This is a genomic window from Paenibacillus sp. JNUCC 34, from assembly GCF_058269055.1.
Map to the genome: position 1 here is coordinate 2037345 of NZ_CM177770.1, position 12205 is coordinate 2049549.

11 protein-coding genes are annotated in these 12205 nt (G+C 45.7%); all 11 read left to right on the plus strand.

What is annotated here, in order from left to right; genetic code table 11:
- The first annotated feature begins 50 nt into the window (after nucleotides 1–50).
- The 11 genes from sucC (at nucleotide 51) to fliF (ending at nucleotide 12198) form a co-directional block, all read left to right on the plus strand.
- Complete coding sequence (sucC, locus tag AC2TF5_RS09595) at nucleotides 51–1211, plus strand: ADP-forming succinate--CoA ligase subunit beta (protein WP_491301944.1); 1161 nt, start codon at nucleotides 51–53, stop codon at nucleotides 1209–1211.
- Between the two features lie 93 nt (nucleotides 1212–1304).
- Nucleotides 1305–2234, plus strand: a complete 930-nt coding sequence (gene sucD / locus AC2TF5_RS09600) for a succinate--CoA ligase subunit alpha (protein WP_491301945.1) — start codon at nucleotides 1305–1307, stop codon at nucleotides 2232–2234.
- 109 nt (nucleotides 2235–2343) lie between these two features.
- Nucleotides 2344–3465, plus strand: a complete 1122-nt coding sequence (gene dprA / locus AC2TF5_RS09605) for a DNA-processing protein DprA (protein ID WP_491301946.1) — start codon at nucleotides 2344–2346, stop codon at nucleotides 3463–3465.
- Between the two features lie 34 nt (nucleotides 3466–3499).
- Complete coding sequence (gene topA, locus AC2TF5_RS09610; protein ID WP_491301947.1) at nucleotides 3500–5599, plus strand: type I DNA topoisomerase; 2100 nt, start codon at nucleotides 3500–3502, stop codon at nucleotides 5597–5599.
- Between the two features lie 21 nt (nucleotides 5600–5620).
- Nucleotides 5621–6952, plus strand: coding sequence for an FADH(2)-oxidizing methylenetetrahydrofolate--tRNA-(uracil(54)-C(5))-methyltransferase TrmFO (trmFO, locus tag AC2TF5_RS09615; protein WP_491301948.1), 1332 nt, complete (start codon nucleotides 5621–5623; stop codon nucleotides 6950–6952).
- A 24-nt stretch (nucleotides 6953–6976) separates the two neighbouring features.
- Nucleotides 6977–7519, plus strand: a complete 543-nt coding sequence (gene hslV / locus AC2TF5_RS09620) for an ATP-dependent protease subunit HslV (protein ID WP_491301949.1) — start codon at nucleotides 6977–6979, stop codon at nucleotides 7517–7519.
- Nucleotides 7520–7561: 42 nt separating this feature from the next.
- Nucleotides 7562–8965 carry an ATP-dependent protease ATPase subunit HslU gene (hslU, locus tag AC2TF5_RS09625; RefSeq protein WP_491301950.1) on the plus strand — a complete coding sequence of 468 codons (1404 nt, stop codon included), beginning with the start codon at nucleotides 7562–7564 and terminating at the stop codon, nucleotides 8963–8965.
- A gap of 397 nt (nucleotides 8966–9362) precedes the next feature.
- Entirely contained in the window at nucleotides 9363–9770 is a 408-nt protein-coding gene (gene flgB / locus AC2TF5_RS09630; RefSeq protein WP_491301951.1) for a flagellar basal body rod protein FlgB, read from the plus strand.
- 6 nt (nucleotides 9771–9776) lie between these two features.
- A complete protein-coding gene (gene flgC / locus AC2TF5_RS09635; protein ID WP_491301952.1) occupies nucleotides 9777–10229 on the plus strand; it encodes a flagellar basal body rod protein FlgC in 453 nt (150 codons plus the stop codon).
- A gap of 40 nt (nucleotides 10230–10269) precedes the next feature.
- Nucleotides 10270–10584, plus strand: a complete 315-nt coding sequence (fliE, locus tag AC2TF5_RS09640; RefSeq protein ID WP_491301953.1) for a flagellar hook-basal body complex protein FliE — start codon at nucleotides 10270–10272, stop codon at nucleotides 10582–10584.
- A gap of 33 nt (nucleotides 10585–10617) precedes the next feature.
- A complete protein-coding gene (gene fliF, locus AC2TF5_RS09645) occupies nucleotides 10618–12198 on the plus strand; it encodes a flagellar basal-body MS-ring/collar protein FliF (RefSeq protein WP_491301954.1) in 1581 nt (526 codons plus the stop codon).
- Nucleotides 12199–12205: the final 7 nt, after the last annotated feature.

Genomic DNA, 12205 nt, shown 5'->3' on the forward strand with positions numbered 1-12205 from the left:
TATAGGTTTATAAGGCCTTGTTCCAGTCATGTTGATAGGAGGATTCCAGAATGAATATCCATGAATATCAAGCAAAACAAGTACTGAAGCAATATGGAGTGGTCGTTCCTAACAGCAAGGTAGCTTTTACGGTAGAGGAAGCTGTTGAGGCGGCACAATCGCTTGGCAGTCCCGTAACCGTTGTCAAAGCGCAAATCCATGCAGGCGGACGCGGTAAAGCTGGCGGCGTTAAAGTAGCCAAGAATCTCGATGAGGTTCGTGCTTATGCCGAGGAGATTTTAGGCAAGGTACTGGTAACACATCAGACCGGACCTGAAGGTAAAGAAGTTAAGCGCTTGCTTATTGAAGAAGGCTGCGATATTCACAAGGAGTATTATATCGGTGTTGTTGTTGACCGGGGGACCGGACGTGTCGTTATGATGGCTTCGGAAGAAGGCGGCACAGAAATCGAAGAGGTTGCAGAAGCAACTCCTGAGAAAATTTTCAAGGAAGTCATTGATCCAGCTGTTGGGATGCAGATGTTCCAAGCCCGCAAGCTGGCATACGCTATCAATATTCCTAAAGAACTGGTCGGCAAGGCTGCACAATTCATGATCGCATTGTATACCGCTTTTGTCGAAAAAGACTGCTCGATTGCCGAGATCAATCCGTTGGTTGTAACTGGTGACGGCAACGTTATGGCTCTGGATGCTAAGCTGAACTTCGATTCCAATGCGCTGTATCGTCATAAGGACATTCAAGAGCTGCGTGATTTGGAAGAAGAAGACGAGAAGGAAATTGAAGCTTCAAAATATGATTTGAGTTACATAGCATTAGATGGAAATATCGGCTGCATGGTAAACGGCGCAGGCCTTGCCATGGCTACAATGGACATTATTAAATACTATGGCGGGGACCCGGCTAACTTCCTTGATGTAGGGGGCGGCGCCACAACGGAGAAAGTAACAGAAGCATTCAAGATTATTTTGTCCGATCCGCAGGTTAAAGGTATTTTCGTGAACATTTTCGGTGGAATTATGCGCTGTGATGTCATTGCATCCGGTGTTGTGGAAGCGGCGAAACAGCTCGGACTTACTCGTCCGCTGGTCGTTCGTCTGGAAGGTACAAACGTTGATTTGGGTAAACAAATCTTGGCTGAATCCGGACTGAATATCGTTCCTGCTGATTCCATGGCTGATGGAGCACAGAAGATCGTTTCACTCGTTCAGTAATATTCATTCCTGAAGGGGCATGGCACGTAGGACGGTAAGTCCAGCCGTGCGGTTGCTTTCATTTTCAAATAACAATAGGGATGTGAATCAATCGTGAGTATTTTGGTCGATAAAAACACAAAAGTCATTACACAGGGGATTACAGGTAAAACTGCCCTCTTTCATGCGAAAGGTGCACTCGATTACGGTACACAAATGGTCGGAGGAACTTCTCCGGGCAAAGGTGGCACCCAAGTGGATATTACGCTGGAGAATGGCGAAACTGTCAGTCTTCCGGTATTTAATACGGTAGCAGAAGCCAAAGCGGAAACCGGTGCTACTGCAAGTGTTATCTATGTTCCCCCTGCATTTGCAGCTGACTCCATCATGGAAGCAGTTGACGCGGAAATGGAACTTGTTATCTGTATCACAGAAGGTATTCCAGTACTGGATATGGTCAAAGTTGCCCGTTATATGGAAGGCAAAAAGTCCCGTCTGATCGGACCTAACTGTCCGGGCGTTATTACACCAGGTGAATGCAAAATCGGTATCATGCCGGGTTACATTCATATGCCAGGACATGTGGGCGTTGTATCCCGAAGCGGAACCCTTACGTATGAAGCGGTTCATCAACTGACAACACGTGGTATTGGACAATCCGCTGCAGTGGGTATCGGGGGCGACCCTGTTAAAGGTTCTGAGTTCATTGATATTCTTAAACTTTTCAATGAAGATCCTCAGACCCATGCTGTCATCATGATTGGTGAGATCGGTGGTACAGCGGAAGAGGAAGCGGCTGAATGGATAGCTGCGAACATGACTAAGCCTGTTGTTGGCTTTATCGGTGGTGCTACAGCTCCTCCAGGAAAACGTATGGGACATGCGGGTGCTATCATTTCCGGTGGTAAAGGAACAGCTAAGGAAAAGATAGCTGTCCTTGAAGCTTGCGGAATTAAAGTAGCTCCAACACCATCCGAGATGGGTTCAACACTTGTGAGTGTGCTTGAGGAAAAGGGTATTCTTAACCTGTGCACAACACACTAAGCAAGATGAAGTAATATAACGCTGTAGGTAAGCAACCTTTTATTTCCTTAAAGGAAATGAAGGGTTGCTTTTTGTGTTTTTCTTTAGATTATGCCTTGGAGGTTATATAATGAAGCAATTGATTGAACGTGCGTTATTAATCGCCCTTCACGAGACAGAGGGAGTAGGCTGGAAGACAATTCAACGCTTCATGGTGAATGGTATTTTCGGTAAGCATATGACGGATTTTAGAGAAAAAGATTGGATAGCCTGTGGAGTTTCTGTCGAAACGGCCCGCAGATTATCAGACACCCTTGATTATTCTGTAGAAGAAAAATGCCGAAATTTGACTCTAAACTCATGTCAGATTATAACTAAACTTGATGAAGGATACCCTGACATGTTAAAGTCATCTCCGCAGGCACCTTGGGTTTTATATCTGCTCGGTAATGTTCATTTGTTGACTGAACCGGGAATCGCCATGGTAGGGACACGAGTACCAACAGCCTACGGACGGAAGGTTGGATCGATTTTGACTGAAGAATTAACCAGGTCCGGACTGACCGTCGTAAGTGGTATGGCTAGAGGCATTGACAGTGTTATTCATGAGACAGCTTTAAAATGTGGAGGTAACACAATCGCTGTTCTTGGAGCAGGAATTGATGTTATCTATCCACCGGAGAACCGCTCTTTATATGAAGAGATTTCTGTAAAAGGTCTCGTCCTATCTGAGTATCCACCAGGGACAAAGGCACTTCCTGGCTTTTTTCCACAGCGAAATCGCATCATCGCCGGAATGACACTCGGAACGTTGGTCGTTGAGGCGGACGCCAGAAGCGGATCTTTGATAACTGCGGATGCTGCTTTGGAGGCAGGGAGAGATGTCTTTGCCGTTCCCGGTCCTGTCACTTCTCCCAAAAGCAGAGGAACACTGGATTTAATCAAACAGGGTGCCAAGTTGGTCACCTGCGCTCAAGATGTTCTGGAGGAGTATGGATCATGGTTGCCAAGCGCGGAACAAAGCGCATCTTTCAAGGAGCAGCGGGGATCTTCGTCCAGGGATTACGATATTAGTGGGTTGACAAATGATGAAATGGAAATATACCATATGTTGCAACAGGGGCCCGGGACGCTGGATGAACTATTGGAGCGGTCCCGATGGGATTTTGGACATTTGCATTCAGTTCTGTTATCTTTAATCATAAAAAAGCAGATAACCCAATTACCCGGTGCAATATATAAGCTGATTTAATTGTAAGTTGAATGTTTGAGAGGAGGATGAACCTGTGGCGGATTCACTCGTCATCGTAGAGTCGCCGGCCAAGGCGAAGACGATTGGCAAATATCTCGGCAGTAAATATATCGTAAAAGCTTCGATGGGTCACATACGCGATTTGCCGAAAAGCCAAATCGGGGTTGAGGTCGAAAATGATTTCAATCCAAAATACATTACGATCCGCGGAAAAGGTTCTGTCTTGAAGGAACTGAAAGATGCCAGCAAAAAGGTGAAAAAAGTGTATCTGGCAGCTGACCCCGATCGTGAGGGGGAGGCCATCGCATGGCATTTAGCCCATGCTTTGGAGCTGGATGAATCTCAAAGCCTTCGGGTTGTATTTAATGAAATTACGAAAACGGCGGTAAAAGACGCCTTCAAAACGCCCCGCAAAATTAACATGGACTTGGTAAACGCACAGCAGGCAAGACGTATTCTGGATCGTCTTGTGGGGTACAAAATCAGTCCTCTATTATGGAAGAAAGTTAAAAAGGGACTGTCGGCCGGACGTGTTCAATCCGTTGCGGTCAAGATTATTATGGACCGCGAAAATGAAATCAGTGCTTTCGTTCCTGAAGAATACTGGACGATTACAGCTAAGCTTGCTGTGAAGGGCACTGCGTTCGATGCCAAGTTTTTGCAGCTGAATGGAGCTAAGAAAGAACTAACCAATCAGCAGGAAGTTAACGAAATTCTTTCTCTTATTAAAGATTCTCCGTTTGAAGTCGGAGATGTTAAGGAAAGAGAGCGTCAGCGTCATCCATCTGCTCCATTTACGACGAGTTCACTTCAGCAGGAGGCTGCACGTAAGCTTGGTTTCCGTGCTGCGAAGACAATGTCTGTCGCTCAGCAACTGTACGAAGGTGTAGAGCTCGGAAAAGAAGGTACAGTTGGTTTGATTACGTATATGCGTACTGACTCTACCCGTATTTCGGCAACTGCGCAGGAAGAAGGTAAAGAGTTTATTATGGGTAAATACGGTGAGAATTTCGTGCCGGAAAGCCCCAGACAATATTCAAAAAAGGCAGCCAATGCCCAGGATGCGCACGAAGCGATTCGTCCAACTTCTGTCCTTCGTGATCCGGAAAGTATGAAACCGTTCTTGAGCAGGGATCAGCTTCGTCTTTATAAATTGATTTGGGAACGTTTTGTCGCAAGTCAAATGGCTTCGGCTGTACTGGATACACTTTCCGTAGATATTTCTGCTGGACCAACGGTGTTCCGTGCAACGGGTTCGAAGGTTCGTTTTCCCGGCTTCATGAAGGTTTATGTAGAAGGGAACGACGATGGTACAACAGAAGAGGAAAAGTTTCTGCCTGAGCTGCATACAGGTGATGTTCTGACTAAAGAAGATATCGAGCCTAAGCAGCACTTTACACAGCCGCCACCGCGATACACAGAGGCGCGTCTGGTTCGTACCTTGGAGGAACTCGGTATTGGACGTCCTAGTACGTACGCTCCAACACTTGAAACGATCCAAAAACGTGGTTATGTTGCGATCGAGGAGAAGAAGTTCGTACCTACCGAACTTGGCGAACTTATTATCGAACAGATGGAACAATTCTTCCCGGAAATTCTGAATGTTGAATTTACAGCTAACATGGAAGAAGATCTTGACCATGTCGAAGAAGGTTCTGAAGACTGGGTCAAGGTTCTCGGCGTGTTCTATGAATCCTTCGAGAAAAGGTTGGAAGTTGCCGAAGAAGAGATGAAAGAAATTGAGATCGAGGACGAGGTCTCAGATGAGATTTGCGAAAAATGCGGCAAGCACCTCGTATACAAGCTTGGCAGATTCGGTAAGTTTCTGGCTTGCTCTGGATTTCCGGATTGCAGGAATACAAAGCCGATTGTGAAAGACATCGGTGTAACTTGTCCGAAATGTAAAGAGGGGCATGTGGTTGAACGGCGTAGCAAGAAGGGACGCGTCTTTTATGGATGTGACCGTTATCCGGAATGTGATTTTGTATCATGGGATAAGCCGTCACTCAAGCCATGTCCGAATTGCAGCAGTCTGATGGTCGAGAAGAAGAGCAAGCAGGGCATCAAATTGCAATGCACGGCATGTGACCATACGGAAATGGTTGAAGAGCAGGACGAGACCGAGGATTTGTAAGGCATACAGGGGGTTATTAGCTTGACAGACATACAAAGGGTTACCGTCATCGGTGCAGGACTCGCAGGAAGTGAGGCTGCTTGGCAGATCGCAAGCCGGGGAGTACCCGTGACACTATATGAAATGCGTCCAGTCGTAAAAACACCGGCTCACCATACGAATAAATTTGCCGAACTCGTCTGCAGTAACTCACTCCGTGCGAACGGAATGAGTAATGCAGTTGGTGTACTTAAGGAAGAAATGCGGATGCTGAATTCCCTCGTCATCGGTTCCGCTGACCGGAATGCTGTTCCGGCAGGGGGAGCCCTTGCTGTAGATCGTGACGGTTTTTCCGGAGAGATCACGAATACACTTCATAATCACCCATTAATCGAGGTTGTAAATGAAGAAATTCAGCATATACCAGAAGAGGGAATCGTTGTTATTGCAACGGGACCTTTAACTTCACCGGCATTATCCGCAGAGATCCGGGGCTTGATGGGTGAGGACTACTTTTATTTTTACGATGCAGCGGCTCCAATCATTGAGAAGGACTCCATTGATATGAGCAAGGTATATCTGGCGTCCCGGTATGATAAGGGTGAGGCAGCGTATCTGAACTGTCCGATGACCGAGGAAGAATTCGATGCGTTTTATGACGCGCTGATTAACGCTGAGGTAGCGCAGCTGAAAGAATTCGAAAAGGAAATATACTTTGAAGGATGCATGCCGATTGAGGTCATGATGAAGCGGGGAAAACAGACGGCATTGTTCGGACCGATGAAGCCTGTTGGTCTGGTAAATCCACATACCGGAAAACTGCCTTACGCTGTCGTGCAGCTTCGTCAGGATAATGCAGCGGGAACGTTGTATAACCTGGTTGGATTCCAGACCCATCTGAAATGGGGAGAGCAGAAGCGTGTGTTGTCAATGATACCGGGTCTTGAGAATGCGGAGATCGTCCGCTATGGTGTGATGCACCGTAATACTTTCGTGAACTCACCAAAACTTCTGGAACCGACTTATCAGGTAAAGACGCGTCCTAATTTGTACTTAGCGGGCCAGATGACCGGAGTGGAAGGCTATGTGGAGTCAGCTGCCTCGGGACTCATTGCAGGTATTAATGCAGCAAGAGCAGCCAAGGGACAAGAAGGGTTGGTATTTCCGCAGGAAACCACGATTGGAAGTATGGCATACTATATCACGAATGCAGACCCTGAACATTTCCAACCAATGAATGCGAATTTTGGTCTTCTGCCTAGTCTTGAAACCCGCATTCGCAAGAAAAAAGAGAAGAATGAAGCGCTTGCTAACCGGGCGCTGGATCAGGTTCGCGGATTTATCAGTTCAAATGATATAAACACCATCCAATAATCCGTATTAAGGAGGTCCGCCATCATGGAAATGACTTTTCACGCGACGACCATCTGTGCAGTCCGGCATAACGGTAAAGCCGCTATTGCAGGCGATGGACAGGTAACCTTCGGGCAAAGTGTCGTTATGAAGCAGACCGCCAAAAAAGTACGCCGACTATACCGGGGACAAGTTGTCGCCGGTTTTGCCGGTTCTGTGGCGGATGCAATTACACTATTTGAGAAATTTGAAGCAAAGCTGGAGGAGCATCACGGTAACCTGCAGCGCGCGGCCGTAGAATTGGCCAAAGATTGGCGTCAGGATCGAGTGCTTCGCAAGCTCGAGGCGCTTATGATTGTTATGGACAAGACAGGAATGCTGCTTATTTCCGGTGGAGGCGAAATCATCGAGCCTGATGATGATGTTCTAGCAATCGGGTCAGGCGGCAATTTTGCGTTGTCTGCTGGGCGAGCATTAAAGAGGCATGCGAACCACATGGAAGCAAGAGAAATTGCAAGAGAAGCACTGCAAATTGCTTCTGAGGTATGTGTTTATACTAACGGGAATATCATCGTAGAAGAGTTGTGATCTCAAGATTTTTGAACAGCCATTCAGGGTGGAGGAATGACGATGAATAACGAAACAATGACGCCAAGACAAATTGTAGCCGAACTCGATAAATATATTGTGGGACAGAAGCAGGCAAAGAAATCGGTAGCCGTTGCGCTTCGTAACCGTTATCGCAGGAGCCGTCTGTCTGAGGTGGAACGTGATGAAATCGTTCCGAAAAATATTTTGATGATCGGTCCTACAGGTGTAGGAAAGACAGAAATTGCAAGACGGCTCGCAAAACTTGTAAATGCACCGTTTGTAAAGGTCGAAGCTACCAAATTTACGGAAGTGGGTTATGTTGGGCGCGACGTTGAATCCATGGTTCGCGATCTAGTGGAAACGGCTATTCGCATGATTAAGCTAGAGCGGACGGAGAAGGTTAAGGATAAGGCTGAAGAAATGGCCAATGAACGCATTGTTCAGATTCTTGTACCCTCTGCTAACAAGACAAAGAGTCAGCGTAATCCGTTTGAAATGCTGTTCGGCGGTAACAATAGCTCAGAAGATGTCCAGGAAGAACCAGCCGAGAATGACAGTACGATCAAGGAGAAGCGCAGACAGGTGAGATTTAAGTTACTGTCCGGAAATCTTGAGGAAGATATGATTGAGATTGATGTGGAAGATACAGCACCCAATATGTTTGATATGTTTGCCGGTCAAGGCAATGATCAAATGGGAATGAATATGCAGGAGATGTTCGGAAATCTCATGCCAAAGCGGACCAAGAAGCGTAAGCTTGCGATCAAGGAAGCGCGTAAAGTGCTGATCCAGGAAGAGGCCGCGAAATTAATCGATATGGATGATGTGATCCAGGAGTCGGTACGACGTGCCGAACAGTCTGGGATTATTTTCATTGACGAAATTGATAAAGTGGCAAGTCAAGGGCGCGCATCGGGTCCTGACGTCTCCCGTGAGGGCGTACAGCGTGATATTTTGCCTATCGTTGAAGGTTCGACAATCATGACGAAGTACGGGTCTGTGAAGACGGACTACGTCTTATTCATTGCCGCAGGGGCATTTCACGTTGCCAAGCCGTCAGATCTCATTCCCGAGCTGCAGGGCCGATTCCCGATTAGGGTTGAGCTGAGCAGCCTATCACTTGACGATTTTGTGTCTATTTTGACAGAACCTGAGAACGCTTTGACCAAACAATATGTAAATCTACTTCGGACAGAAGACATTGAAGTGGAGTTTTCTCCTGAGGCCATTCGAGAAATTGCCCAAATCGCAGCTTCTGTTAACCAGAACACGGAAAATATCGGAGCGCGCAGATTGCATACCATTTTGGAGAAGCTTTTGGAGGACTTATCGTTCGAGGCTCCTGAATTAACACTGGAACGCATGGTTATTACGCCACAGTATGTCAAAGAGAAGCTCTCTGATATCGCGCAAGACCGTGATTTGAGTCAATATATCTTATAATGTCGAAGCCAGTGACCAAAAAATGTCGAAATGATTTCATAATTCGGAAAGTAATTCGGGACCGATAGAGCATAGTCAACCTCGAGACATAGACCTAGTTAGTTAGGCTGCTCCGGGGACGATTAACAAAAATACCCAACTATATTTGCAGATATTAGGAAAAAAGATAATAAAAATGAACAAAAAGCCCTTCTTTTTGGTAAAAGATAGGGCTTTTTTCTTATTGAAAAAAGTCCCAATCTACACGAAACTTAGTTTATGTGACATCATGTTGTCTTTTTCTACTTAAGACCTAGGTTAGGGCATATGTATTATTTGTAGATGTCGAAAAAAAGAGGATTTAGACTGGTCGTGTTGAATAAGTGTCTGCAATGTCTAAAGAGAAGGGGTATGGCTGGTGAACTTATTAAGCAACAGCAGCTTTCAAAGGCTGCAAAGCGGACTGGATGCGGCAAATCTTAGAAACCAAGTACTTGCCAACAATATCGCAAATGTGGACACCCCCTATTTTAAGAGGTCGGATGTAGCATTTGAGAGTCTTTTGCAGGAGGAAATGAACGGAGTGAAATCGACATTATCCGGAAACAGGACAGATCCGAAACACTTTATTATCGGACCGTCGAGCCAAATCCCAGAGATATCAGTTAGAACAGATGATTCAAGCGCCATGAATAACAATGGGAATAATGTCGACGTAGAGCGGGAGATGTCTCTTCTTGCGGAAAACCAGCTTCGATATAACTCATATGTTCAATCGGTAAATGAGCAAATTCGAATCATGCGGACTGCCATAGAGGGGAGATAGTGTTCGATGAATATCAGTAACAGTTTTAGTGTCAGTGCCTCGGCTTTAACGGCACAACGGCTTAGAATGGACGTCATTTCTTCTAACATTGCGCATGCGGAAACGACACGAGCTAGCATCCAAAACGGAGAGTTTACTCCATACCGCCGAAAAGTAGTTGTCATGGAGCCGTTGAAAGACTCCTTTGAAAGTATGCTGCAATCACAGATGGGTGGCGGGCGTGAAGTCGGACAGGGTGTGAAGGTTGGAGCGATCAAGGAAGATCAATCTCCTTTGAAACCTGTTTACAATCCGGATCATCCTGATGCTAATGCAGATGGTTATGTATACATGCCGAATGTGGATATTACGAAAGAAATGATTGATATGATTTCCGCCAGTAGATCTTATGAGGCGAATGTGACTGCATTGAACGCTTCGAAAGCGATGGTGATGAAGGCGTTAGAGATTGGTAAGTAGTGAAAAAAGATACATATAGAGGGATATGGAGGGAATATTCATGATCCAGAATACGATGTTCAATACCGGTTCGATACAGCCCTTGCAGGTACAAAGCACTCCTAAGGTTGAAGTTGAAGCAACTCCTTCAAAATCCATTGGCCAGTTCGGCTCCTATCTTGAAGATGCTCTTCAATCGGTAGCTGCTCTGGAAGAGAAATCACAAGTAATGACAGATAAGTTAATGCTAGGTGAAGTCAACGTGGATCAAGCGATGATATCAGCCCAACAGGCTTTGCTGAGCGTGCAGCTCACAACACAGGTCCGAAACAAAGTGGTAGAAGCCTATCAAGAGATCATGCGCACGCAAATCTAAAGTTTCTAGCAAAGTTTCGGATGGGGTGACAATGTGAACGAACGAATAGCCCAATATCGGGAGAAGCTCTCCCAGTATTGGAATCAATTTAGTAAAAAACAGAAAATTATGCTTATTTCCACAGTTTCATTCATACTCATTGCGATTGTTGTGATGACGATGCTGTTTTCCAAAACGGAATATGAAGTTGCATTCAGGGATTTGAATTCAAGCGATGCGGCCGGAATTATTAATCACCTGGAGTCGCAAGGCATATCGTATAGACTCAGTCCAGATGGAACAAGTATTTCGGTACCGAGTACAAATTCTACACGAGTACAGATTGATGTCGGATCTCAAGGGATTATCCAGAACGGGACAATCGGACTTGAGACATTTGAACAAAATGCTTCGGCCATAGGTATGACCGACAATGAGTTCGAAGTTAAATATGTAAATGCTTTGAATGGTGAAGTAGAGCGTATGCTCCAAAAAATGAACGGCATAAAAGACGCAACGGTGCTGCTAAACCTCCCAAAAGAGAGTGTGTTTGCAACAACAGCAGACAGGGAGAAAGCATCGGCCTCTGTAGTCCTTCAGTTTAAACCGGGTTACCAACCTAACCAGGAGGCTATTGACAGTTATTATAACCTTGTCAAAACTTCTGTGCCGAACTTGCCAATTGAGAACATCACGATTACCAATGATGAGGTTGAACTCCTGGCAACGGCAAAAGGTGGACAAGGCGGTCTGATCGGTAAAGTCGAAGAGAACTTTGCGCTTCAGAAACAGTTTGATAAAGATGTACGTCAAAATGTTCAACAGTTTCTATCCCAATACATGGGGCCGAACAAGGTGAACGTACTTGTCGTTTCCAAGCTAAACTTTGATCAGATTCAGAGCAAGGAAAATATTGTGAAACCTGTCGACGAAGAAGAAATGAAGGGCATAGAAATCAGTGTGCAGGAAATTCAAAAGAATTATTCGGGCACATCCAGTCCTTCTGGCGGTGTTGCAGGTACGGGTGAAGAAGAGGTGCCTGGATATCCAAGTGATTCGGCCAATGGCGAGACGCAATCGGAGGAAAGTTCCAGTACCATTAACTATGATGTGAATCGAATTACCCGTGACATTATAGCAAGTCCATATACTGTCAAAGATTTAACCATTAATGTCTCTGTTGAACCACCTGCTGGACAAAGTAATTTGGACGAGGCTACCAGAGGTGCGATTGAGAACATTTTGGTCAATATTGTTCGAGCTTCGGTTGCTGATTCTGGTGTTACATATACAGACGATGAATTGGCCAAAAAAGTTTCGGTCGTTTCACAGGTAGTTAATGCCAAAACTGAAGAAAATACGAAAACACTCCTTTCTCAGCCACTCATGTGGGGAATCGGAATCGCTGCACTTGCCTTGCTGGCAGGGGGCGCATTCTTCTTTATACGTAGACGGAAACAGCAGCAGGACCTGATGGAAGAGGATATCCCACTTCCACCAACAACAGAATTTCCGTCCATTAATTTGGAGAGCGTGACGAATGAGAGTCAAGTTCGGAAGCAGCTTGAGACGCTTGCGAAAAAGAAACCAGACGAATTCGTTAATTTACTTCGGACTTGGCTAGCTGAGGAATAGGGGTGGA

Bases quoted from the DNA above. Each gene is read 5' to 3' on its own strand.
- sucC (WP_491301944.1), top strand. From the start codon at position 51: ATGAATATCCATGAATATCAAGCAAAACAAGTACTGAAGCAATATGGA.
- dprA (WP_491301946.1), top strand. From the start codon at position 2,344: ATGAAGCAATTGATTGAACGTGCGTTATTAATCGCCCTTCACGAGACA.
- hslV (WP_491301949.1), top strand. From the start codon at position 6,977: ATGGAAATGACTTTTCACGCGACGACCATCTGTGCAGTCCGGCATAAC.
- hslU (WP_491301950.1), top strand. From the start codon at position 7,562: ATGAATAACGAAACAATGACGCCAAGACAAATTGTAGCCGAACTCGAT.
- flgC (WP_491301952.1), top strand. From the start codon at position 9,777: ATGAATATCAGTAACAGTTTTAGTGTCAGTGCCTCGGCTTTAACGGCA.
- fliE (WP_491301953.1), top strand. From the start codon at position 10,270: ATGATCCAGAATACGATGTTCAATACCGGTTCGATACAGCCCTTGCAG.